The sequence below is a fragment of the Streptomyces sp. CB02414 genome, from assembly GCF_001905385.1.
Taxonomy (GTDB): domain Bacteria; phylum Actinomycetota; class Actinomycetes; order Streptomycetales; family Streptomycetaceae; genus Streptomyces.
Genome location: NZ_LIPF01000006.1, coordinates 429,377 through 452,997, shown reverse-complemented (window position 1 = coordinate 452,997; position 23,621 = coordinate 429,377). Strand labels below are relative to the sequence as shown.

The window sequence follows — 23,621 nt, the reverse complement described above, 5'->3', positions numbered from 1 at the left end:
GTATGGGGGGCTCGCTCCGGCACGCGCCGGCTCGGACCCCTTGCCGTGCCCCCACGCTTACACGTTCCGGCCTGTACGCGTCCGTTTCCGGCACCACAAGTGAATCGTCCCTGGCTCCAAGGTGAACTCTGGGCGACGAGTGTTCGAGGTCGCAGGCCGAGGGCTGGGGCGGGGTACTCCGCCGTGCCTAACCTGGAGGCATGGACGTGAACGCGGCGGTCGCCGCAGCGGCTGCGATCGCCGGAGTGCTCACCGGCGTCATCGCCATGCTGGCGTTCCGCTGGAGCGAGCGGGAGCAGAAGCGCCCCACGCGCACCTCGCTCCACACGGACCCCGTGCTGCCGCCGGGTGTGGACACCGTCCTGTCGGTGCTCCGGTCCTCCGCGGTCGTCCTCGACGAGGCCGACGCGGTGGTCAAGGCCAGCTCGGCGGCGTACGCCCTCGGACTGGTCCGGGGCGGCAAGCTCGCCGTCGAGCCGATGCTGCAGATGGCCAGGGACACCAGGCGGGACGGGGAGATACGGCAGGTCGAGCTGGACCTGCCGAGGCGCGGGAACGGGCGGGGCGAGGCCCTGGCCGTCTCCGCGCGCGTCGCGCCGCTCGGGTCGCGGCTGGTGCTGCTGCTGGTCGAGGACCTCACCGAGGCCCGTCGCATCGAGGCCGTACGCCGCGACTTCGTCGCCAATGTGAGCCATGAGCTGAAGACGCCGGTGGGCGCCCTCTCGCTGCTGTCCGAGGCCGTCATGGACGCCTCCGACGACCCGGAGGCCGTGGAGCGGTTCGCCGGGCGGATGCAGATCGAGGCCACCCGGCTCACCAACCTGGTGCAGGAGCTCATCGACCTGTCCCGGGTGCAGAACGACGACCCCCTCGACGACGCCGAGCCCGTCCGGGTGGACGAGCTGGTCGCCGAGGCCATCGACCGCTGCCGGCAGCAGGCCGGTACCAAGCAGATCACCATGGCCGCCGGAGGTACGGCGGATCTGCACGTACGCGGCAACCGCGGCCAGCTCGCCGCGGCGCTCGGCAACCTCGTCGAGAACGCCGTCAACTACTCGCCCGCCCGCACCCGCGTCGGCATAGCCGCCCGCCGCGTGGGCGCACCCGGCGGCGACCTGATCGAGATCGCCGTCACCGACCAGGGGATCGGCATCTCCGAGAAGGACAAGGAGCGCGTCTTCGAGCGCTTCTACCGCGTGGACCCGGCCCGCTCCCGGGCCACCGGAGGCACCGGTCTGGGTCTCGCGATCGTCAAGCACGTGGTCGCCTCGCACGGCGGGGAGGTCACGGTGTGGAGCGCCGAAGGCCAGGGCTCCACCTTCACGCTGCGGCTGCCGGAGTCGGGCCCCGCCCGCGACCGCGCACCGCGCAACCCCGACCGCGCCGGGACCGGCGACGAGACCGAGCGGTCGTCCTCATCCCCCCATACTTCCCCGTACGAAACGCTTCCCGCCCCGGAGGTCCTTCCGTGACCCGTGTGCTCGTCGTCGAGGACGAGGAGTCCTTTTCCGACGTCCTGTCGTACATGCTCCGCAAGGAGGGCTTCGAGGTCGCCGTCGCGACCACCGGCCCCGACGGACTCGACGAGTTCGAGCGCAACGGCGCCGACCTCGTCCTCCTCGACCTGATGCTGCCCGGCCTGCCGGGCACCGAGGTCTGCCGCCAGCTGCGCGGCCGATCGAACGTCCCCGTGATCATGGTGACGGCCAAGGACAGTGAGATCGACAAGGTTGTCGGGCTGGAAATAGGGGCCGACGACTACGTCACCAAGCCCTTCTCCTCCCGCGAGCTGGTCGCCCGCATCCGTGCCGTACTGCGCCGGCGCGGTGAGCCGGAGGAGGTCGCTCCGGCCGCCCTGGAGGCCGGTCCCGTCCGCATGGACGTCGACCGGCACGTGGTGACCGTGGGCGGCACCAAGGTCGACCTGCCGCTGAAGGAGTTCGACCTGCTGGAGATGCTGCTGCGCAACGCCGGCCGCGTGCTGACCCGCATGCAGCTCATCGACCGGGTGTGGGGCGCCGACTACGTCGGTGACACCAAGACCCTCGACGTCCACGTCAAGCGGCTGCGCGCCAAGATCGAGCCCGACCCGGGCGCGCCGCGGTACCTGGTGACGGTGCGGGGGCTCGGGTACAAGTTCGAGCCGTAGAGCGCGGCCGGCGCGTCGGCGCGTGTGGCCGGTCAGGAAAAGACGGAAAAGGGCGGGGCCTCCGGAGAGGTCCCGCCCTTCTTCGTGGCTTCGTTCAGTACGAGGCTCAGTGGCCGGCTTCGGTGCCGGTCTCGGTCCCGGTCTCGGTGCCGGTGCCGGTGCCGGTCTCGGTTTCGGTGCCGGCGGCCGACTCGTCGTCGGACGGGGCGCCCGACTCCTCCTGCGAGGGGTTCGCCGACGCGCCGGGCACCGCCGGGACGTCGCTCGGTCCCCACTCGGAGAAGTAGCTCTCGGCCGGGACGACGAAGGCCTCCAGGCTCACCTCACCGGTCTTGCTGAAGGTGAAGGTGATCTTCTGTGCGTTGCCGTCCTGGATGGCCTCGCGGCTGCTGGGCAGGACGGCGGAGGCGTTGCCCTCGCCGCCGAGGACCAGCGAGCCGCCCGCCGGGACGGTCAGGCCGCCGTCCGCGCCCTTCTCGCCCTCGGCGGGCTTCAGCTCGGCGGACTTGTCGGTGCCGTCCACGGTGATGGACTCGAGGACCTGGTCGGTCCTGCCGTTGTTGAAGAAGGTGGCGGAGACCACGGCCGGGCCGGTCGACTCCAGGTCGGGCTGCGTGATGACGACCGCGTTCTGGATCTGGATGTCACCGACCGTCGTCGCGGCGTTGTCCGGCTTGATCTCCAGCGTTTGGGCGTTGTGACCGGCACCGCACGCGGCGAGCGAGGCGATCGAGAACGCGATGGCGGCGGCGGCGAGGGCGCCGCGTCGAAGGCTGCTGCTCACGGCGGCGGCAACTCCTTGGACTCGAGCGAGGCGGCGGCAACGGATAAAGCCGCCCTAAGTGACTGTCAGCGGCTTCAGGCTACCGAGCCGTTCCCCGGCGGCCGCACCCGACCCTCCCCGAACGTGATCCGCTTCGCCCGGCAGGCGGCAGGAGGGGCGGCGCGGCGGCTTCCCCGGCGGACCGCTTCGGACAGGATTTCGCAGCCCGTACTCGTCCGCCATTCACCTAAGAAGCCCTCCGTCACACCGGCCGCCGATCGGTGCGCGAATTTTCCGTGAAGGAATGCGCGGACGGACAGGAAATTGATCATCCGGTGGCCGGCCGGGGCGGTCTGTGATCAATTCCGGAATCGGCCGGAACCCCGTCCCGGCCCCCGAACGGAGTAGCGGAAGTCGCACACATGGAACCGGACATATGGAACTGTTCGGGCAGGTGGGAGGGCTTCCGGATGTGTGTGACGTGCGCGTTTCGCCCGGCCTGAAGAGCCGCTCCGACCTGCGAATTCTTTCTTCCGCTCGCCCGGCGCAGCACGTTCATGTTGCTGTTGTCAAGCCCCGAGATATGCCCTGACCTGCGAAAACGCCATTCAGAAGACGCCGTATCCGTGTTACCCTGGATAGCCACGGAAGGGGTACCTGTCACATGACGTTCAAGGTTGGCGACACCGTGGTCTATCCCCATCACGGGGCCGCGCTGATCGAGGCTATCGAAACTCGCCAGATCAAAGGCGTGGACAAGACCTACTTGGTGCTGAAGGTCGCCCAGGGCGATCTGACGGTACGTGTGCCAGCGGACAATGCGGAGTTCGTCGGCGTGCGTGATGTGGTCGGTCAGGACGGACTGGACCGGGTCTTCGAGGTGCTGCGCGCGCCGTACGCCGAGGAGCCCACGAACTGGTCGCGTCGTTACAAGGCAAACCTGGAGAAGCTCGCCTCCGGCGACGTCATCAAGGTCGCGGAAGTCGTACGCGATCTGTGGCGCCGGGAGCGCGAGCGCGGACTCTCCGCCGGTGAGAAGCGCATGCTCGCCAAGGCCCGCCAGATCCTGGTGAGCGAGCTCGCTCTTGCGGAGAACACCAACGAGGACAAGGCGGAGGCCCTGCTCGACGAGGTGCTCGCCTCCTGACGCGTCTCCCGGGGCGGGACGCGGGTAGGCGTCCGCCCGGATCAGCGCACTGAAATGCCGCGGTGCCCGATGACATCTCTGCTGTCGCCGGGCGCTGCGGCATGTTCGTACCCGGACGCCGTCCTCGTACGATCAACCCGGGGGACTCGTCCCCCGGTCCTGGCGTGCCGGGCCCGGGCTGCTGGCTCGACCAGGGTCACGGAAGGGTCCGGTCGAGGCATCGCGCCCGGCACGGTGAGGCCATACCCAACTAGGTCGAGCACACAAACCTGACAGGAACCGATGTCTGACGAATCGCGTCCCTCGCCCGCCGAGATGCCCGCCGATACGGCTGCCGACACCCGTGTGAACATCCGGACCGCGGCTGTCATTCCGGCCGCCGGCCGGGGTGTGCGGCTCGGCCCCGGCGCCCCGAAGGCCCTCCGCGCGCTGGGCGGGACGCCCATGCTCATCCACGCGGTGCGGGCGATGGCGGCCTCCCGCCGGGTCTCCCTCGTCGTGGTCGTCGCCCCGCCCGACGGCGTAGCCGAGGTCAAGAGCCTGCTCGACGCGCACGCGCTGCCCGAGTGGACGGACTTCCTCGTGGTGCCCGGGGGCGAGTCGCGGCAGGAGTCCGTACGGCTCGGGCTCGACGCGCTGCCGGACGAGTACGACATCGTCCTCGTGCACGACGCGGCCCGGCCGCTGGTGCCGGTGGACACGGTCGACACCGTGATCGAGGCCGTACGGGAGGGCGCGCCGGCCGTGGTGCCGGCGCTGCCGCTCGCCGACACGGTCAAGCAGGTCGAACCGGCCACGGTGCCGGGCGAGCCGGAGCCGGTGGTGGCCACGCCGGAGCGGGCGCGGCTGCGGGCGGTGCAGACACCGCAGGGGTTCGACCGGGGGACGCTGGTGCGGGCCCACGGGACGGTGACCGAGAACGTCACGGACGACGCGAGCATGGTCGAGCAGCTCGGGCTGACCGTGGTGGTCGTGCCGGGGCACGAGGAGGCGTTCAAGGTGACGCGGCCTCTCGACCTGGTGCTCGCGGAGGCGGTGCTGGCGCGCAGGAGGCTGAACGATGGGTTCTGAGAGTTCGGTGGCGGGCGGGGGCGTCGTGCTGCCGCAGGTCGGGATCGGGACGGACATCCACGCCTTCGAGGACGGGCGCGAGCTGTGGTGCGCCGGGCTGAAGTGGGAGGGCGAGGGGGCCGGGCTGGCCGGGCACTCCGACGCGGACGTCGTGGCGCACGCGGCGTGCAACGCGTTGTTCTCGGCGGCTGGGCTCGGGGACCTCGGGCAGCACTTCGGTACCGGGCGGCCGGAGTGGTCCGGGGCGTCGGGGGTGACGCTGCTGACGGAGGCGGCGCGGATCGTGCGGGCGGCGGGGTTCCGGATCGGGAACGTCGCGGTGCAGGTGGTCGGACCGAGGCCGAAGATCGGGAAGCGGCGGGACGAGGCGCAGGGGGTTCTGTCGGAGGCGGTGGGGGCGCCGGTGTCCGTGTCGGGCGCGACGACGGACGGGCTGGGGTTTCCCGGGCGGGGGGAAGGGCTGATGGCGGTGGCTACGGCGTTGGTCGTGCGGGTGGGGTGAACGGGGGGTGAGGCGCCCCGGCGTTGTGGTGGTGCCCGGTGCCCGGCGTGCCGTCGCGGGGCTCGGCCCCGCACCCCGCCAGGGGCTCCGCCCCTGGACCCCGGCCTGTGCCCACCCGGCCACCCGACTCGGTCGGCCGGGACGCGGGCCTCGGTCCGGGGGACAAGAGTGTCCGCGTGCCCGTGGCACTGCCCCGCGCCCACTACCCTGGAGGGGTGACTATTCGCCTGTACGACACCAGCGCCCGGCAGATTCGTGACTTCGCCCCCCTCACGCCGGGCTGCGTCTCGATCTACCTGTGCGGTGCCACCGTTCAGGCCGCCCCGCACATCGGGCACATCCGGTCGGGGCTGAACTTCGACATCATGCGCCGCTGGTTCGCGTACCGCGGCTACGACGTCACGTTCATCCGCAACGTCACCGACATCGACGACAAGATCATCAAGAAGGCCGCGGACCAGAACCGCCCCTGGTGGTCCATCGGATACGAGAACGAGCGGGCGTTCAACGACGCCTACGACGCCCTCGGCTGCCTGCCGCCGACCTACGAGCCCCGCGCCACCGGGCACATCACCGAGATGGTCGAGATGATGCGCGGCCTCATCGAGCGCGGGCACGCCTACGAGGCCGAGGGCAACGTCTACTTCGACGTACGGTCCCTGCCCGGGTACCTGTCGCTGTCCAACCAGGACCTCGACGAGCTGCGCCAGCCCTCCGGCGAGGGCGAGAGCGGCAAGCGGGACCCGCGGGACTTCGCCATGTGGAAGGCGGCCAAGCCGGGGGAGCCGAGCTGGGAGACGCCGTGGGGGCGGGGGCGGCCCGGCTGGCACCTGGAGTGCTCCGCCATGGCGCACAAGTACCTGGGCGAGGAGTTCGACATCCACGGGGGCGGGATCGACCTGATCTTCCCGCACCACGAGAACGAGATCGCCCAGGCCGAGGGCTTCGGCGACGCGTTCGCGCGCTACTGGGTGCACAACGCCTGGGTCACCATGAGCGGCGAGAAGATGTCCAAGTCGCTCGGCAACAGCGTGCTCGTGAGCGAGATGGTGAAGACCTGGCGGCCGGTCGTGCTGCGGTACTACCTGGGCACGCCGCACTACCGCTCCACCATCGAGTACAGCGAGGAGTCCCTGCGCGAGGCCGAGTCGGCGTACGCGCGGATCGAGGGCTTCGTGCAGCGCGTCACCGAGCTGGCCGGCCACACCGTCGAGCCCGCCGCCGAGGTGCCGCCCGCCTTCGCCGAGGCGATGGACGACGACCTGGGCGTCCCGGGGGCCCTCGCGGTCGTGCACACCACCGTCCGGCAGGGCAACAGCGCGCTGGCCGCCGACGACAAGGACGCCGCCGTCGAGCGGCTCGCCGAGGTGCGGGCCATGCTCGGGGTGCTGGGCCTGGACCCGCTGGCCCCGCAGTGGGCGGGGGAGCAGGAGCAGGGCGAGGACCTGCGGCACGTCGTCGACAGCCTCGTACGGCTCGTGCTCGACCAGCGGGAGTCCGCGCGGGCCCGCAAGGACTGGGCCACGGCGGACGCCATCCGCGACGAGCTGGGCCGGTCCGGCCTGGTCATCGAGGACGGCCCGCAGGGGCCCCGCTGGAGCCTCGGCTCCCGCTGACCCGAGTCCTCACTCGTAGGCCGGTACTCGTAGATCGATTGTGCCGCCCGGCCCTCCGGGCGGCACACTGCATAAGACGCACGTACGACGCACACTCCCGTAGAGAGCGGAGACAGGTAACTCATGGCCGCGAACAACCGCCGCATGTCCGGCAAGAAGGGCGCGCAGGTCGGCAGCGGCGGCAAGCGGCGCCGGGGCCTGGAAGGCAAGGGGCCGACGCCTCCCGCCGAGATGCGCAAGGGGCACGCCAAGCAGCGTGCCGCCAACGCCAAGGCGCGCCGCGCCACGGGGCGTCCGCAGCAGCGGCGCGGGGGCGGGCGGTCCACGTCCGAGCTGGTCGTCGGCCGCAACCCGGTCTTCGAGGCGCTGCGCGACGGCGTGCCCGCGTCGACGCTCTACGTCCAGCAGTTCATCGACAACGACGAGCGGGTGCGCGAGGCGCTCCAGCTCGCGGCCGAACGCGGCGGCATCAACCTCATGGAGGCGCCGCGTCCCGAGCTGGACCGGATGACCAACGGGCTGAACCACCAGGGCCTCGTCCTCCAAGTCCCGCCGTACGAGTACGCGCACCCCGAGGACCTGGTCGCCGCCGCCCACGACGAGGGCGCGGACCCGCTGATCGTCGCCCTCGACGGCGTGACCGACCCGCGCAACCTCGGTGCCGTCGTCCGCTCCGTCTCCGCCTTCGGCGGCCACGGCGTGGTCGTGCCCGAGCGGCGCGCGGCCGGCATGACGGCGGGGGCCTGGAAGACGTCCGCCGGCACGGCAGCCCGCACGCCGGTGGCCCGCGCCACCAACCTCACCCGGGCGCTGGAGCAGTACCAGAAGGCCGGGATCACGGTCGTCGGCCTGGCCGCCGACGGCGAGGCCGAACTCGGTGAACTGGAGGCCCTGGACGGTCCCCTGGTCGTCGTGGTCGGCAGCGAGGGCAAGGGTCTGTCCCGGCTCGTCGGGGAGACCTGCGACGTTCGGGTGCGGATCCCGATGCCGGGCGGGGCGGAGTCGCTGAACGCCGGTGTGGCGGCGGGGATCGTGCTGTACGAGGCGGCACGGCGCAGGCGCTGAGCCGGGAACGGGGTTTCGGCTCCGTCACCCACACGGGGTGTTCCGGGCTGTCCGGGCGGGCTTGACGCGGTCCGGACAGTTCGGCGCGGTCAAGGCAGTGTCCTAACGACACATCACTCGGTTAGATGAGTGTGGACACCAGAACACCCCGCACACCCACGGGGGACCGCTCGTCGGGATACGACGACGCTCCCGCGCTGAGCATGGTGAAGGTGCCGAGCGATCCGGCCCAGGTCATCGTCAATCACGCGAGCTTCCGCGTGCAGCTCGGTGCCTCCGCCGGGCGGACCCGGTCCCCGCGGATCGCGCGGCACTTGAGCGCCACCCAGGACACCGCCCGCATGCCCGGCCTCACGGGCACCGCCCCGGCAGCCGCCCGCCGCCGCGCCGTCGTCTGGAGCGGGCGTTCCGACCCGGACGACACCGGCGCCCACCGGCTGCTCCAGGCGGTACGGGCCGGAGCCGGCCGCCACACCGAGGACCCGGCCGCCGACACCTCCGCCGACGCCGGAGCGACCCAGGTCATCCCCCGCGTCGACATCGACGGCGCCGCCCCCGGCTACGAGGGCGGCTACGACGGTTACGACGACGGGCCCGCCACCCAGACCCTCGAGACGCCCCTCGTCGGCGCCCAGCGCGGCCCCGTCCCCGAGGGCACCCGGCTGCTGCCCGCCATGCGCACCGTCGGCAGCGCCTACGACGAACCCGCCTACACCGGCGAGGACTTCACCGCCGGACCCGGACAGTACGGCGACGGCTACGACGAGGGTTACGACGAGCGCGCGGACGAGCCCGAGCCGCGCACCCGGCGGCACGCCGACGACGACGCGCGGCACGCCTACTTCCCGGGCCGCCGCATGAACCTCGGCGTCGTGCTGCTCCCGCTGCGCGTCTTCCTCGGCTTCATCTCCATCTACGCCGGCATGGGCAAGCTCTGCGACCCCGTCTACTTCGACGGCGGCGAGCGCGGCTCCATGGTCAAGTGGCTCAACACCCTGCACCCCTGGGACGTCGCCGAGCCGCTGCGCCAGTTCGCCCTCGCCCACCCCGTCGGCGCCGGGCTCGTGATCGCCTTCCTCCAGGTCCTCGTGGGCGTCCTGACCGTGCTGGGCTGCTGGCAGCGCGTCGCCGCCGTCATCGGCGCCGGCCTGTCCGCCGCGCTCCTGGTCACCGTCAGCTGGAAGAGCGTCCCCGTCTACGACGCGCCCGACATCATCTACCTCGCCGCCTGGTCCCCGCTGATCATCGCCGGCGCACCCGTCTACTCCGTGGACGGCAGGCTCGCCGGCAACGCCTGGCGGCGCCTGGGCCCCCGCGCCGACATCTGGGACCTGCGCCGCTACGTCCTGCGCCGCGGCGCCCTCGTCACCTTCCTCGTCGCCGGTGTCACCCTCCTGGTCGGCTCGCTGCTCGGCGGTGCCGTCCGGGACGCCGACCGGGTGGTCGTCCCCGGCCCCGGCGAGGCCCCGCGCAACGAACTGCCGGGCTCCCCGCTCCCGCAGGAGCCCGGCACCCGCGAGCCGAAGACCTCCCCGGAGGCCTCCGCCTCGCCCACCCGTGGCGCCACCGGTGACGCGGCCACCCCGTCCGAGGACGCCGCGGCCACCTCCGGAGCCACCCGGGACAGCGGCGGCGCGACGGCCGGCACCACGCCCAGCCAGACCCAGGGCACTTCGGGCCAGGCCCCGCCGCGGCAGTCCTCCCCGGCCGGACAGGCACCGAGCACCACGGCGGGCCCGACCGCGGGCGGCACCACGACCGGCGGCGGCAGCGGCTCCAGCGGCGGAAGCGGCGGGAGCGGCGGCAGCGACAGCGACGGCGGGGGCTCCTCCTCCACCGGTGAGCCGGGGGGCAGCCGCCTCGTGGGCGGCCTCCTGGGCTAGCCACCACAGCCACCACCCACGGCGGTCCACGCGGCCGTACGCATGCCGAAGGGCCCCGCACACGTGACGTGCGGGGCCCTTCGGTGTACCGGCTGCGAACCGGCGTGCCAGGGTGCTCAGCGGCCGCCCAGGGCCGCCAGTTCCCGGGCGGCCTCCGTCAGGTCCTTCGCGGTGTCGATGGCACGCCAGTAGGAGCCCTGCGGGATCGGGAAACCGGCCAGCCGGCGCTCGCGGGCCAGCCTCGGGAACGTCGTCCGCTCGTGGTCGCCGCGCTCCGGGAGCATCGCCGCGAAGGCGGACGAGAAGACGTACACACCGGCGTTGATCTCGAAGGTCGACGGCGGTGCCTCGATGAAGTCGGTGATGTGGCCGAAGCCGTCCGTCTGCACGGCGCCCCACGGCAGGCGCGGGCGGGCCAGGGCGAGGGTCGCGACGGCGTCCCGCTCGGCGTGGAAGTCGGCCATGTCGCGCAGCGAGAAACGGGTCCAGATGTCGCCGTTGGTGGCGTACCAGGGCCGGTCCGGGTGGGGCAGGTGCGCGGCGGCGTACTTCAGGCCGCCGCCGCGGCCCAGCGGCTCGGTCTCGACGACGGTCGTGACGGAGAGCGGCAGGTCGGCGCCCTCCAGCCACTTCTGCAGCACCTCGGCCAGGTGACCGCAGGAGACCACGACGTCCGTCACGCCCTCCTCGGCGAGCCAGGCGAGCTGGTGGCCGATGATCGGGGTGCCCGTGCCGGGGATCTCCACCATCGGCTTGGGTCGGTCGTCGGTGTACGGGCGCAGCCGGGAACCCTGTCCGCCGGCCAGGACGACGGCTTGAACGGGGCGGCGGGACGCGGCGTTCGGATCGGTCATGCCCGAACTGTACGCGGCGCCCCGCGGGACCCGAGCGGGCTCCTCAGCTCATCGTCCCGTCGGCCCGTCGGCCCTCAGCCGTGCGCGGCCAGCACGCCCGAGGCGAAGGCGGTGTCGCAGACGGGGCGTGCGTACGACTGGGCGCGCGTCGGGCCGTACACCTTGACCGCGGCGCGACCGAGGGCGCGGGCGATGGAGGCGCAGTGCCCGGCGAGCGACGGGCGCTCGTTCACGGCCTGCTGGAGGTGGGTGAGGGCCGCGCCCGGGTCCTCCTCCTGCAGTTCGGTCAGCAGCCGGTCGCGCAGCACCTCGTGCGGGGCGCGCTTGGCGGCCTTGGCGGTGGAGACCTTGGCGCTGGAGGCTTCCGACGCGGCGAGCACCGAGTCGGCCGAGTCCCCCGACCAGTTGACCCGGGTGACCGCGAGGGTCCCGGAGAGCACCAGGACGACGGGCAGGACGAAGGCGAGAGAGCGGCCGATCCGGTGGGCGGGGCCCCGGCCGCGTCGCGTCTGTCGGGTAGTGGAGTGCTTCACGGAGTGCTTCACGCGAGTGAGGGTAGCGCCCGGTAATGATTTGGCGACATTTAGTCACCTTTTCGGGGGATGAAGAGCGGCACCGAAATGGGTAAGGGGTTGACGCACACTGCTCGAAACGTCCGTTGTGCCGGGGTATTTGTCGACAACGGAAAGAGCCCCGCAGCAGGCCGCGGGGCTCTTTTTCGTCAACGCGGGTGAATTCACCCGGCCGCGTGGTTTCCGTCAGCCGTCGTCAGTCGGAGAGGCGCTCGCCCGTGGAGGACGAGAAGACGTGGCTCTCGCCCGGCCGGGGCACGACGTGGACGGTCGTGCCCTTCTCCGGCACCGCGCGGCTGCTGACGCGGACCACGAGGTCCTTCGTCTCGCCGCCGACCTCGACCGTGCCGTAGATGTAGCCGTCGGCGCCGGTCTCCTCGACGACGTTGACCGAGACCGCGAGGCCCGCCGGGGCGTCCTCGGAGTCCTTCGACAGGGTCTTGGACGCCCCGCCGTTCAGCTCCACCACGTCGAAGTGCTCGGGGCGGACGCCGACGGTGACCGTGCGGTCGCCCTTGTCGGCGGCGGCCGCCAGGGCCTCGCGGCTGATCGGCACCACGCTGTTGCCGAACTTCACGCCGCCGTCGGTGATCGGGACCTCGATCAGGTTCATGGCCGGGGAGCCGATGAAACCGGCGACGAAGAGGTTGGCGGGCTTGTCGTACATGTTGCGCGGCGAGTCGACCTGCTGGAGCAGACCGTCCTTGAGCACGGCCACGCGGTCGCCCATCGTCATGGCCTCGACCTGGTCGTGGGTGACGTAGACGGTGGTGATGCCCAGGCGGCGCTGGAGCGAGGCGATCTGCGTACGGGTGGAGACGCGGAGCTTGGCGTCCAGGTTGGACAGCGGCTCGTCCATGAGGAACACCTGCGGCTCACGCACGATCGCGCGGCCCATCGCCACACGCTGGCGCTGACCGCCGGAGAGCGCCTTCGGCTTGCGGTCCAGGTACTCGGTGAGGTCGAGGATCTTCGCGGCCTCCTCGACCTTCTGCCGGATCTCCGCCTTGTTGACGCCGGCGATCTTGAGCGCGAAGCCCATGTTGTCGGCGACCGTCATGTGCGGGTACAGCGCGTAGTTCTGGAACACCATGGCGATGTCCCGGTCCTTCGGCGGCAGGTGCGTGACGTCGCGGTCACCGATGCGGATGGCGCCGCCGTTCACGTCCTCGAGCCCCGCGAGCATGCGGAGCGAGGTGGACTTTCCACAACCGGACGGGCCGACCAGGACGAGGAACTCGCCGTCCTCGATCGCGATGTCGAGACCGTCGACGGCGGGCTTGGTGGAACCCGGGTAGACGCGGGTCGCCTTGTCGAACGTAACTGTGGCCATGGTGATGGGCCCCCTTCTACCGGCAGGAACGTGCCGGACGATCCGTTGTAGGAAGGTGGTGTGGTGTAGTCCACACGGGTGAACTGGCACAGGACGGTACCTGGCGTTCACCTGATCTGTCAGTACCTGGGGGCCTGTGAACTTCGCCGAAATTTTCGAATCACATCGTTCACCGGCTCTGTGTACAGTGGAGCCTCCGCGCGCGCCGCCGCGCGACGCCTCCTTAGCTCAGCTGGTCAGAGCGCCGCTCTTGTAAAGCGAAGGTCGTCGGTTCGAATCCGACAGGGGGCTCGGAAGCGAGAGCGAAGGCCCGCCGTCCTGTGGACGGCGGGCCTTCGGTGTCAGGCGCTACTTGCCTTCCGGCACGGGCTCCGGTTCGCAGACCGCGCCGGGCTTCGGGAGTTCTCCGTCGAGCAGGTACGTGTGGACCGCGTCGCGCACGCACGGGTTGCCGGAGTCGAAGGCGCCGTGGCCCTCGCCGCGGTAGGTGAGCTCGAAGCCGACGCCCTTGCCGAGCGCCTCGGCCATGCGGGCGGCGCCCTCGTAGGGGGTGGCGGGGTCGCCGGTGTTGCCGACCAGCATGACCGGCGCCGCTTCCGGTGCGCTCACCTCGGGGTGGTGGGCCTCGCCGGGGACCGGCCAGCCGGTGCAGGACAGCGCGCTCCACGCCAGGCCCGGACCGAACAGGGGCGACGCCTCGACGAACTCGGGCATCATCCGCTCCACGTCGGCGACGGTGTAGCGGTCGCTGGAGTCGTCGCAGGTGATGGCCCGGAAGGCGTCGTTCTCGTTGCTCTCGTCCACGGGGTCGTCCTCGGCGGCGTCGTCGCTGTCGCCGCCGGCGCCGTGCTGTCCGAGTACCTCCGCCAGGTCCGCCAGGACGTCACCGTCGCCGCCGGTCACCGCCTCCAGGCCGACCAGGAGCGCGGGCCAGAAGGACTGGCTGTAGAGCGAGCCGGTGATGGCGGCGAGCACCTCGTCGCCGTCGAGTTCGCCGCCGTCCGAGGTGCCCAGCGGGGTCTCGTCCAGGCCCGCCTGGAGCTCCACGGCGGCGTCCACGATCGCCTCGACGTCCTCGCCGATCGTGCAGCGCTGCTCGACGCACCACTCGGCGAAGTGCTCGAAGGCGAGCTGGAACCCGGCGGCCTGACCGAGGGCCCCCTCCATCGTGTCCTGGGTCGGGTCGACGACGCCGTCCAGGACGGCCCGGCCGACGTGCTCGGGGAACAGGTGGGCGTACACGCCGCCGAGTTGGGTGCCGTACGAGATGCCGAAGTAGTGGAGTTTCTCGTCGCCGAGGACCTGCCGCATCAGGTCCAGGTCGCGGGCGGCCTCGGTGGTGCCGACGTACGGGAGGACGTCGCCGGAGTTCTTCTCGCACGCGGCGGCGATCAGCTTGTTGAGCTCGGTCAGCGCGTCGGCCTCGTCGCCGCCGTCGTCGGGCGTCTCGTCGACCCGCTCCTCGGCCTCCTCGGCCGCCTCGGGGTCGAGGCAGCGCACGCCGCGGCTGTTGCCGACGCCGCGCGGGTCGAAGCTCACCAGGTCGTAGCGGGAGCGGAGCTGCTCGTAGTCGGGGGCGAAGGCGGGCAGGGCGGCGACGCCGGAGCCGCCCGGGCCGCCGAAGTTGAAGAGGAGGGAGCCGATGCGGTCGTCCGCGTCGCCGCCGGCGCGGGCCCGGATGAGTTCGATGCCGATGGTGTCTCCGGCGGGCTTCTTCCAGTCCAGGGGCGCCTGCATGGTGGCGCACTGCCAGCGGGTGCCGTCCGGGAGCGGGGCGGGGGCCTCGCCGCCGCCCTGGATGGGGGTCGGGGCGGGGCAGTCCCGCCAGTCCAGGGTCTGCTGCCGGAAGCGGTTCACGTCGTCCCGGTCGCTCGCTGCCGTGGCGCCGTCGGCTCCCCGGCCGCCGTTCCCTGCCGTCGGCGCGCAGGCCGCCAGGGAACAGGAGAGCAGGGTCGCCGTGGACAGCAGGGCAGCGGTGGATATCACTCGTGCTGTGGGCATGGGCTCAGGCTCTGGCCGGCCGGCCGCGGGCGCACGGTACGGCGGCCATTCGGCGCAAGCGGCCCCCTGCCCGGTGTGGCGACGGCAGCGGGCAGGGGGGCGGGGCGGGTCAGGTGCGGTTCGCGCTGGAGGGGCCGAAGAACTCGATCTCCGCGATGGCGACCTGCTTGTCGGCGGAGGCCGCGTGGGCCGACTCGATGGTGAAGCGGACCTTGGTGACCTCGCCGACGCGGAAGGGACGGCGCTGGTCGCCGGCGCCCTGGTCCAGGGTGAGGGCGCGGGTCGTGGTGCTGCCGTCCTTGTTGGTGATGGTCGCCTTGACGCGGTGCGGCAGCGCCGACTTGTTGAGCTGGTCGGGCTTGGTGGAGGTGCCCGGGGTGATGATCAGGTCCAGCAGCCGGGTCGGCTGGGTGAAGCTGACCTCGACCCACTGGCCCTCGCCGGACTGCACGACACCCGGGCCCCACCAGGTGTTGCTGCGCTTGTCGATGAGGAGCTCCGGCTTGTGGCCGGGGAAGGAGCGGGAGGCCGTGATCCGGTCCGGGGAGACCGGGGCCCGCTTGGCGAAGTGGTCGCGGGTGGCCTGGACGCCGTCGGGGATGTAGACGAAGCCGAGGACCGCCAGGGTGATCACGACGGCCAGGGTGATCCAGGTGCCGATGCGGTCGAACACGCGGCGCAGGCGCGGCCGGTCACCCGCCCAGGGGGTCTCGCTGCGCCGCCCGCCGAAGAGCCGGCGCCACCACGGGGCGGGGCGCGGTTCGCCCTCGCCGGTACGGTCCAGCGGCATCGCGCAGCGCGCGCAGTAGTGGCGGTCGGGCCGGTTGGGGGTCGAACACCAGGGGCAGGGCGGGCCGTTGGCAATGTCCGGCTGGTGGCCGGGGGCGCGCACCTGGGGCCGGTCGGCGTCGGGGCGGCCGGGCAGCACCGGGGCGACCGCGGGGGTCGGGGCGGCGGCGGGCGTCTCCGGGTCGGCGACGGGGACGAGGAGGGAGCGGGCGCGGTGGTTCATGGTGTCGCTGAGGGCGTCCGGCGCGGCGCCGGGCTCGGGGGCGATGGGGGTGGTGGGGGCGGTGTCTTCCGTGTCGGGGGCCGGAGCGGAGGCTGCGGGGGTGGGGTGCGCCGGGTCGGTGGGCTGTGTGTCGGCCGTGGCGGACGGGGGTGTGGTTCCGGAGGGTTCGGGGGCGGGGTGGGCCGTGGTGGCGCCGGTCGACCAGGCGGGGGCGGTGCTGGGCTGTGCGGTCCCGGAGGGAGTGGGCGCTCCGGCCGAGGGGGCCGGGCCGGCTGCCGCGGCCGGCCAGGTGGCTCCCGGGGTCCCGGTGGTGCTGGTGGGCGCGGAGGCGGCGGTGGCCGTTCCCGCGGCTCCTGCCGCCATCCTCGCGGTCCTGGCGGCCCGCGCCGCCCTCGCCGCGCGTGCGGCGCTCACGGTGTCGGCGGTGCCGGTGGGTGACGTGGTGCTCGCCGCCGGTCCCGTGGTGCTCGTGGCCTCGCCGGTGCCGGGGGCCTCCGCGCTGGGACGGGTGTCCACGGTGCGGTGGGGCGCCGTGCTGTCGGTGGCCCCCGTGCCCGAGGCCGTCTCTGGTCCGGCGCCCGGTGCGGACTCCGTTCCCGGGCCTGCGTCCGGGGTTGTCCCCGCACTCGACCCCGCACTCGACCCCGCACCCGGGACCGTGTGCGTGCCCGGGGACGGTGCCGAACTGTCGGCGTGCGGCTGTCCGGGAGCGGCCGGCCGGTCCGCGAGGCCGGGGCGGGCCGGGGCCACCCCCGTGCCGCCGGGGCCGGGGCGGTCGAAGGCGTCCCAGCCGGGGTTCTGGTCGGACGGTGCGGAGGCGGGCCGGCCGGCGCGGGCGGGGCCGGCCTGTTCCCAGCGGAGTACGGCGCCGCACGCGTCGCAGAAGGACTGGCCCGGTTCCGCGCGCGTTCCGCACTCGGCGCAGTTCTGCGTGGTCATCTCTCCGGGGTCCTTTCGGAGGCGGTCACTTCGACGGTGTAGGGCATGTGGGCGGGGCGGGCCGCGGCGACGAGGGCGTCCAGGCGGTGCCGGTCGGCCGGCGTCGGGTCGGGCAGCCGCAGGGCGACGTGGAGGTGGGGGCGCGGAGTGCCGGGGAACGGGCCCAGGGGGCGGGCGTTCCACTCGGCGCCGCCGCTCTCGCTGATCTCCGGCTCGGCGCCGAACGCGAGCCGTACGGCCTCCGCCAGCCCCTGCCGGGTGCCGCGTACGCGGTGCAGGCGGGCGGCGGCGGCGACGGCCGCGCGCAGCCGGGGCTCGGGTTCGGTGCCGTCGGTCTCGGCGCCGACCCAGGTGCCGAGCCACTGGGCGAAGTCGGCCGGGGTGAGGGCGGGGTCGAAGTAGGTGTCGAGGCAGTCGAGGACGTTGAGGATGGGCGCGAGGACGTCGTCGAGGCCGCCGACGAACCGCTGGGCGAGGTCGTCGTCGGCGAAGACGGCGGGCAGCATCGTGCCCAGGGGCAGGGAGGAGCCGAGGCCGTCGACCGAGCCCCGGTAGGGCGTCGTCGTCACGTGCCGTCCCCGATCACGCGGACCCGGTGGTCGAAGGAGAAGACCAGCGCGGGCGGTTGCAGGTCGATGCGGTCGGTGGGGTCCCCGCGTTTGCCGGTGAGCGGGTCGGCGGGGTGCAGGACGACCTCGTCGACGAGTTCGACGCCGGGGACGCGTTGCAGGACGGCGAAGACCTCGCCGGTCTGCACGGGGCGGCCGAAGGGCCAGCCCTTGCCGTCGGCGCCGCCGGTGAGCGGGTCGAGGTGGCGGTAGAGGGCGTCGTGGGCCTGGCGGCGTACGCGGTCGGTGTCGGTGCCGCGGAAGGCGTGGACGGTGGCGACGACGGTGACGCCCTGGTAGTAGGGCGGGCCGACGGCGAGGCGGGTGCCGATGAGGCGCCGTTCGTCGAGGTGGCGGGTGATGCGGGCCAGCAGGGCGTCGCCGGGGACGAGTTGCTCGAAGCGGAGCCGGCCGCCCGGGTCGGGCACGGCCTGGGGGACGACCAGGACGCGGACCGCGTAGGCGCCGTGGTCGCCCTCCTCGCCCTCCAGGCAGGTGATGCGGGCGGTCTCGGGGGCGGCGCGGCGGGCCAGTTCCTCGTAGTCCCGCAGGGTGACGGCGCGTTCCTGGGCCCGGAGCGTGATCGGCGCCCTCAGCTTGGCCTCCTCGACCGTCTCGCCGTCGACGCCGCCGCGCGCGGCCTCGCGGTTGACGACCTCGGAGACGTACGGGATGGAGGTGCGCAGCACCTGTACGGCGCCGCGCGCCACGTTGCCGGCCCGTCCTCCGCCGGTGCGGTAGCGGCGGGCGCGGATGACGGCGCCCTTGGGGGCGACGGTGCCGTACTGGCGCAGGGTGCCGTCGGCTTCGCGGACGGCGGGGCCGAAGGCGATCTCGCCGGTGGCGGCGTCGAGGGTGATGTGGTGGTCGTCGGGGCGGGAGGCCGCGAAGTGCGGGACGACCCGCCAGTCCTGCCAGCCGTCGTCGGCGGCGGTCTGGAGGAGGACGGGCGGGTCGTCGGCGACGACGGGGGCGTGGGCGAGCCGCAGCCGCTGGCCGGGCAGGCCGGTGGACTCGCCGAGCGCCTCGTCGTGGACGGTCTCGGCGTGCACGGCCCGGGTGGTGCCGCCGATGGTGTACGCCTCGGCGGAACGGATGGTGGGCGACGTGGTGTAGAAGGGCTGGCCGGGCAGCGGGTCGGTGACCCGGCAGCGTATCCAGCCCGCCTCGTGGCCGCCGTTGCGGGACAGGACGTGGCCGCCGGGAATGTGGAGCACGATGTCGCCGGGGCGGTTGAGGCCGCCGGTGCCGTCCTGGTCGACCTCGCAGGGCTGCCAGCCGTCCTCCGTCCACGCCTCCCAGACCAGCGGCGGCTGGCGGGGGTCGACGCCGACGCCGTCGACGCGGCTGTCGAGTTCGAGGGCGAGGGCGCAGTCGGGGGTGGCGGCGGTCAGGCCGATGAGCATGCAGTCGCCGGGCTCCGGGGCCTCGGCGAAGCACATGAGGTCCTTGCCCTCGGCGAGGTCCGTGGTGCGGTCGGTGACGGGTTCGCCGCGGTGCTGCACCACGAGCCGGCCGAGCGCGCACGGTACGACGACCAGGTCGCGTTCGGTGGCGAAGACGACGGCGTCGTCGCGTTCGGTGCGCAGGGTGGCGACCTCGGCGCCGGACGGGACCAGGACCGCGTCCTCCTGCGGCGCGGACAGCCAGAAGGTGACGTCCGTGCGGGCCGCGGAGGGCGGGAAAAGGGTGATGCCGACCAGGTCGAGGAAGGCCAGGTGGTTCTTCTCGGGGACCCGGTTGAGGCGGTAGACGATCTGGTCGGCCATGTGCGCGACCGTCTCGACGAGGGTGACGCCGGGATCGGAGACGTTGTGGTCGGTCCACTCCGGGGCGCGCTGCTGGATGTAGCGCTTGGCGTCGTCGACGAACTGCTGGAAGCGGCGGTCGTCGAGGTTGGGGGAGGGCAGGGACATCAGCGGTCGCTTTCGGGAGAGCCCGGGAGGCCGGCGGGACCACCGGGGAGGTCCGGCTCGTCGTGGGAGGGGATGACGTAGAACGGGAAGACGAGGCTGCGCGGGTTGTTGGTGCCGCGGATCGAGTAGCGGACGTCGATGTAGAGGACGCTCTGGTCGGTGCCCGTGCTGACGTCGACCTCGTGGACCTCGATGCGCGGCTCCCAGCGGTCCAGGCTGACGTACACCTCGTGCTGGATGCGGCCCGCGGTCTGCTCGTTGACCGGGGCGAAGACCAGGTCGTGGATGGCGCAGCCGAACTCGGGGCGCATCGGCCGCTCGCCGGGCGCGGTGGCGAGGACCAGCCGGATGGCCTCCTCGACCTCGCGCTCGCCGCTGACCAGGGCGATGCCGCCGGTGGGTCCGATGCGCATGGGGAACGCCCAGCCGGAGCCGACGAATTGTTCGGCCATCAGGGGGCCACCTGCCTTCTGCTTCCGGTACCTGTTCCTGTGCCTGCTCCGGTGCCTGTCATGCGGGGAGCGGGTATTTCACGGTGTTGACGAACACGGCGCCGAAGAGGTCGACCTTGATGCCCTTGATGTTCACGTTGGCCACGGCGTTGACCGAGACCATCCCGGTGGCGTTGATCGACGTCATGCCGCTCGACGAGAGGTTCATGGCGCCGCCCATCGCGTTGACGTTGACCGCGCCGCCCAGCGAGGTGAGGCTGACCAGGGCCTTGCCCTTGAGGGTGAGCGGGCCGCCGCTGTCGATCAGCACCGAGCGGCGTCCGCGCAGGGTGAGGCTGGTGCCCGCCTCCACCGACACCGAGCGGCTGCCGGTGATGCTGACCGAGCCCTTGCTGTCGACGGTGATCTCGGTCTGGGTGCGGTCGAGGTTGATGATCAGCTTGTCGTTGCCGCTGGCGATCCGCACGCCCTGCTTGCGCCCGCCGGTCCGCTGGCTGAGCAGGTCGACGCGGTTGCCCTGGCGGTCGGACAGGGTGTGCCGGGCGGCCTGCTTCTTCAGCCCGTCGTGCAGCGGCACGTCCGGAACCTTGGTCGGCAGGTCCCGTCCGTTGTAGAGCCCGCCGATGACGAACGGGTGGTCCAGCGCTCCCCGGTCGAAGCCGACCAGCACCTCGTCGCCGACGTCCATGGGGAAGACCCCGCCGCCGCCCTTGCCGCCCAGCTGCACGCTGCGCGCCCAGTCGCTGACGTAGGTGTCGTCCAGCCACGGGAACTGGAGCTTGACCCTGCCCTGCTTCAGCGGGTCCTGCACGTCGGTGACGATGGCGTTGGCCACGCTGGGCAGCCGCGCCGCGCTCGCGGCGTCCACGCCCCCGCCCCCGCCGCCCGAGGCCAGCCCGTACAGGGAACGCCACTGGCGTCCGCTGACGGTGATCCAGGACTCGTAGTGCTTGCCGTCGCCGAAGACGTGGCGGACCGAGGTGACCGTGTACTTGCCCTCGAAGGGCCTGCCGACGTCCGAGAGCGCCACGGGGACGCCGGGCCTGAGGTCGGGGTTGCCGTAGACGGCGACCTCCAGCTCGGCGAAGGAGGAGGTGACGTCGGCGGCGAGGGCCTTCGCGGCGTGCCGGACCTCGTCCTGCTTGTCGTAGGGGCTGGCGGTCTCGACGAGCTTGGCGGGCTTGAACTTCCCGGCCGCCTGGCCGGGTGTCGTGCCGATGCTGAAGCCGGGGTCGGTGGTGGCGGGCGCGACCTCGGTGATCTTCTTCTTCGTCGTGACGTTCCAGCCGCGCGACTCGACCTTCCCCACCTGGTCGGCGGCGGTGACGGCGGCCCGCAGCCGCAGGATGTCGTGGCCGGCCTGGAGCACGAAGGTGCTCTTGTCGCCGTCCGTCTTCGGCGACGGCGCCCCCGCCGACGGCTTCGGCGTGACGAAGCGGAACTTCCCCTTCGCGTCCAGGGACATGACCATGTTGTTCTCGTCGGCGAGCCGGGACAGGAAGTCCCAGTCGGTCACGTTGGACTGGCTGATGAACCCGTACATGCCCTTCGTCGGCTGGATGCGGCCGATGGACACGCCGTCCATCGCGGCGAGCTTGCGGGCGATGTCGGAGGCCTTCTGGTTGCGGTACGCGGCCACCCGGCGCTGGCGCATCATGCGGTGCCCGTAGTCGTACCCGCGGATGACGGTGAAACTGCCGGTGCCGTCGTAGTCGGCCTCCAGACCGGTCACCTCGCCGGTCAGCAGCGGGTTGCCGATGCCCTGCCCGTCGGCGATCGGCGTGATGACGATCCTGGAGCCGAACTGCACGTTCAGCTTGCCGAGGACTAGGCGGTAGGGGTCGCGGAAGGTGAGGCGGAACGCCGCGGGCACGCCGACGCCCTGGTCGACCCAGCCCTCCACGAGCAGGGGCGCGATGTCGGAGGGCAGCTTCGCGCCGCCGATCTTGACCTCGACGATGCTGGAGAACGCGGGACGCACCATCAGTGCGGCACCTCCTCGGTGGCGGGCAGCATCAGTTCGGTGCCGGTCGGCAGGTGGGACGGGTCGTCGATGCCGTTGGCCTCGGCGATCGCCCGCCACGCGCCCGCACTGCCGTACTCGCTCCACGCCAGCGACTGAAGGGAGTCCCCGGCGACGACGCGGTGCACGCGCTGGGCGGTGAGCGCGCCGGAGGTCGGGTTCTGGCCCTGGGTCGGGCCGGGGATCTCCACGAGGGACACCTGGCAGGTGGCGCGGATGGGAACGCCGGTGGTGCCGAAGAGGGTGTACTGCGCCTCGATCGACGAGACGTACGCCGTGAACCGGGCCGTGGAGAAGGAGCCCCACTCGAAGACCACCCAGGGCGGCGAGGGCTGCTTGGCGGCGATGCTCTTGGCGGTCACCTCGCAGCACAGCAGCAGCGACTCGACCTTCTTCATCACGGTGTTGCCGTTGGGCTTCATGGAGGAGTCCAGGAAGATCTCCAGCGTCATCTCCCGCGGGTCGGCACCCATGAACTCCGGTTTCGAACCGTCCCGCACGGCCATCGTCGGCGTCGCCTTCCACTGGGCGCGCTGGGTGAGGGACAGCTGCGCCGGGTTGAACTCGAAGGCGAACCTGCGCATCAGCGCGCCGGGCGTGGTGGTGGTGCCGGTGGGCGGTTCGTGGATGGCGAGGTTGGCGCGTACGAGGCTCTTGCCGGCGCCCTTGCCGCTCTTTGCCATGGTCTCTTTCCTTCTGCCTCTTCTGTCCCTCTGCTGCGGGGCGCCGTCAGTCCGTGAACCCGTGGTGGGCGATCTCCAGGACCTCCGTGGCCACGGCCGGGCTCGCCGGGTCGAGGCTGGGGCCCTGCCAGCTGACCGGCAGCACCTCGATCAGCCCCCAGCGGGCGACCAGCGAGCCGTCCGCGCGCAGCGCCGAGATCTGCGCGGTGGGCCGCTTGATGCCGGTCTGCACGGAGGAGATCCACTTGGCGACCTTGGCCGTGTCCGGGGTGAGGGGGCGGGTCAGCCGGATGTTGGAGTAGGAGACGCGGGTGGGCAGTTGCCACACGAACCCGTTGTTGCCGCCCTCCTGGCGCTGCTCGATCTCCACGTGGGACGACAGTCCTTCGCACCCGTTGAAGTAGCCGAGGCTCTCGCCGTCGATGGTGAGCGTGAACCAGATCGTGGAGCCCGGGTCCTGGCGGGGCATCGGGGATGGCCTTTCTGTCGGGTGGTACGTCGGTCGCGAGGGGAGGCGGCCGCCGGTCAGGCGCGGGGGTCGCGGAGTCTGCCGACGCGTTCGCGGTCCATGCGCAGTTCGGTGCGGACCAGGCGGGTGACGCGGCCGATGATCCGGTGCACCAGCTCGTCGAGCTGGAAGTCGGTGAGCTCGCGCGGGTCGAACCCGCCTTCGGGCACGGCCGTGTACGCGGGCGGAGGGTCCGTCTCCGGGGCGGGCGCGTGGGACGGGTGACCACCGGGCGGGGTCGTGGCCGCGCTGTACGAGGGGGGCGGCTCGTAGGGCGGGGGCGGGGCCGGGGCGTTCGGCGGTGAGTGCGGGGCCGACTGCGCGGGCGACTGCTGGGACGAGGGCGATCGGAAGCGTCCCAGGGTGTCGGCGACGGTGGCCGACGCGGCGGCGGCGAGGGCGCCGATGGTACGGCCGGGGGCGCGCTGGGCCGGGAGCGCGGGAGCCGTGGGGGCCGCGGGGGCCGTGGCGGGGTGGAGTGCGGGGTGTGGTGCCGGTCGGGGTGGGGTGAGGGACGCGACGGG

20 protein-coding genes, 1 tRNA gene and 1 pseudogene are annotated in these 23,621 nt (G+C 72.5%); 9 read left to right on the top strand and 13 right to left on the bottom strand.

Annotated features, from left to right (window positions below; genetic code table 11):
* Nucleotides 1-200: 200 nt before the first annotated feature.
* On the top strand, nt 201-1,472 hold the full coding sequence (locus tag AMK11_RS21915) for a sensor histidine kinase (protein ID WP_073729697.1): 1,272 nt from the start codon (nt 201-203) through the stop codon (nt 1,470-1,472).
* Nucleotides 1,469-2,149: a response regulator transcription factor gene (locus AMK11_RS21910; RefSeq protein ID WP_043381903.1), complete on the top strand. Its 681-nt coding sequence runs from the start codon at nt 1,469-1,471 to the stop codon at nt 2,147-2,149. Before AMK11_RS21915 ends, AMK11_RS21910 begins: the two co-directional genes overlap by 4 nt.
* A 106-nt stretch (nt 2,150-2,255) precedes the next feature.
* Here AMK11_RS21910 and AMK11_RS21905 read toward each other — a convergent pair whose 3' ends face one another.
* On the bottom strand, nt 2,256-2,933 hold the full coding sequence (locus AMK11_RS21905; protein ID WP_073729696.1) for a copper chaperone PCu(A)C: 678 nt from the start codon (nt 2,931-2,933) through the stop codon (nt 2,256-2,258).
* Nucleotides 2,934-3,576: 643 nt separating this feature from the next.
* Here AMK11_RS21905 and AMK11_RS21895 point away from each other — a divergent pair.
* From AMK11_RS21895 to AMK11_RS21865, 6 genes are all read left to right on the top strand, one after another.
* The gene (locus tag AMK11_RS21895) at nt 3,577-4,059 is read left to right on the top strand and encodes a CarD family transcriptional regulator (protein WP_003953493.1); all 483 of its coding nucleotides are present in this window, start codon (nt 3,577-3,579) and stop codon (nt 4,057-4,059) included.
* Nucleotides 4,060-4,341: 282 nt separating this feature from the next.
* Entirely contained in the window at nt 4,342-5,130 is a 789-nt protein-coding gene (gene ispD, locus AMK11_RS21885) for a 2-C-methyl-D-erythritol 4-phosphate cytidylyltransferase (RefSeq protein ID WP_073729694.1), read from the top strand.
* Nucleotides 5,120-5,632 carry a 2-C-methyl-D-erythritol 2,4-cyclodiphosphate synthase gene (gene ispF, locus AMK11_RS21880; RefSeq protein WP_073729693.1) on the top strand — a complete coding sequence of 171 codons (513 nt, stop codon included), beginning with the start codon at nt 5,120-5,122 and terminating at the stop codon, nt 5,630-5,632. The genes ispD and ispF overlap by 11 nt, the downstream gene beginning before the upstream one ends.
* A 215-nt stretch (nt 5,633-5,847) precedes the next feature.
* Complete coding sequence (cysS, locus tag AMK11_RS21875) at nt 5,848-7,248, top strand: cysteine--tRNA ligase (protein ID WP_073729692.1); 1,401 nt, start codon at nt 5,848-5,850, stop codon at nt 7,246-7,248.
* 123 nt (nt 7,249-7,371) lie between these two features.
* Nucleotides 7,372-8,313, top strand: coding sequence for a 23S rRNA (guanosine(2251)-2'-O)-methyltransferase RlmB (rlmB, locus tag AMK11_RS21870; RefSeq protein WP_073729691.1), 942 nt, complete (start codon nt 7,372-7,374; stop codon nt 8,311-8,313).
* Nucleotides 8,314-8,438: 125 nt separating this feature from the next.
* The gene (locus AMK11_RS21865; protein WP_073729690.1) at nt 8,439-10,196 is read left to right on the top strand and encodes a DoxX family protein; all 1,758 of its coding nucleotides are present in this window, start codon (nt 8,439-8,441) and stop codon (nt 10,194-10,196) included.
* A 116-nt stretch (nt 10,197-10,312) separates the two neighbouring features.
* Here the strand turns inward: AMK11_RS21865 and AMK11_RS21860 are convergent, their stop codons facing one another.
* The 3 genes from AMK11_RS21860 to msiK all read right to left on the bottom strand — a co-directional run bounded on the left by AMK11_RS21860 (nt 10,313) and on the right by msiK (nt 12,955).
* Complete coding sequence (locus AMK11_RS21860) at nt 10,313-11,050, bottom strand: nucleotidyltransferase family protein (RefSeq protein ID WP_073729689.1); 738 nt, start codon at nt 11,048-11,050, stop codon at nt 10,313-10,315.
* 74 nt (nt 11,051-11,124) lie between these two features.
* Complete coding sequence (locus AMK11_RS21855; protein WP_241847030.1) at nt 11,125-11,595, bottom strand: hypothetical protein; 471 nt, start codon at nt 11,593-11,595, stop codon at nt 11,125-11,127.
* A 223-nt stretch (nt 11,596-11,818) separates the two neighbouring features.
* The gene (gene msiK, locus AMK11_RS21850; protein ID WP_073729688.1) at nt 11,819-12,955 is read right to left on the bottom strand and encodes a diacetylchitobiose ABC transporter ATP-binding protein MsiK; all 1,137 of its coding nucleotides are present in this window, start codon (nt 12,953-12,955) and stop codon (nt 11,819-11,821) included.
* Nucleotides 12,956-13,172: 217 nt separating this feature from the next.
* Between msiK and AMK11_RS21845 the strand changes: the two genes are divergently transcribed.
* Nucleotides 13,173-13,246 (top strand) — tRNA-Thr (locus AMK11_RS21845).
* 57 nt (nt 13,247-13,303) lie between these two features.
* On the opposite strand, the gene AMK11_RS21840 is transcribed toward AMK11_RS21845, so the two are convergent.
* The 9 genes and pseudogenes from AMK11_RS21840 to AMK11_RS37970 form a co-directional block, all read right to left on the bottom strand.
* Nucleotides 13,304-14,956 carry an alpha/beta hydrolase gene (locus AMK11_RS21840; RefSeq protein ID WP_073729687.1) on the bottom strand — a complete coding sequence of 551 codons (1,653 nt, stop codon included), beginning with the start codon at nt 14,954-14,956 and terminating at the stop codon, nt 13,304-13,306.
* A 109-nt stretch (nt 14,957-15,065) separates the two neighbouring features.
* On the bottom strand, nt 15,066-16,331 hold the full coding sequence (locus AMK11_RS21835; RefSeq protein ID WP_241847038.1) for an NADase-type glycan-binding domain-containing protein: 1,266 nt from the start codon (nt 16,329-16,331) through the stop codon (nt 15,066-15,068).
* Nucleotides 16,332-16,903: 572 nt separating this feature from the next.
* The gene (locus AMK11_RS21830; RefSeq protein WP_073729822.1) at nt 16,904-17,413 is read right to left on the bottom strand and encodes a phage tail protein; all 510 of its coding nucleotides are present in this window, start codon (nt 17,411-17,413) and stop codon (nt 16,904-16,906) included.
* A gap of 59 nt (nt 17,414-17,472) precedes the next feature.
* Nucleotides 17,473-19,431, bottom strand: a complete 1,959-nt coding sequence (locus tag AMK11_RS21825) for a putative baseplate assembly protein (protein ID WP_073729686.1) — start codon at nt 19,429-19,431, stop codon at nt 17,473-17,475.
* The gene (locus AMK11_RS21820; RefSeq protein WP_073729685.1) at nt 19,431-19,883 is read right to left on the bottom strand and encodes a GPW/gp25 family protein; all 453 of its coding nucleotides are present in this window, start codon (nt 19,881-19,883) and stop codon (nt 19,431-19,433) included. Before AMK11_RS21820 ends, AMK11_RS21825 begins: the two co-directional genes overlap by 1 nt.
* A gap of 58 nt (nt 19,884-19,941) precedes the next feature.
* Complete coding sequence (locus tag AMK11_RS21815) at nt 19,942-21,867, bottom strand: VgrG-related protein (RefSeq protein WP_073729684.1); 1,926 nt, start codon at nt 21,865-21,867, stop codon at nt 19,942-19,944.
* Nucleotides 21,867-22,589, bottom strand: a complete 723-nt coding sequence (locus tag AMK11_RS21810; RefSeq protein WP_073729683.1) for a CIS tube protein — start codon at nt 22,587-22,589, stop codon at nt 21,867-21,869. Before AMK11_RS21810 ends, AMK11_RS21815 begins: the two co-directional genes overlap by 1 nt.
* Before the next feature lie 46 nt (nt 22,590-22,635).
* On the bottom strand, nt 22,636-23,058 hold the full coding sequence (locus AMK11_RS21805; RefSeq protein WP_073729682.1) for a phage tail protein: 423 nt from the start codon (nt 23,056-23,058) through the stop codon (nt 22,636-22,638).
* A 56-nt stretch (nt 23,059-23,114) separates the two neighbouring features.
* Nucleotides 23,115-23,621 (bottom strand): annotated as a pseudogene (locus tag AMK11_RS37970) (hypothetical protein); the annotation flags it as partial.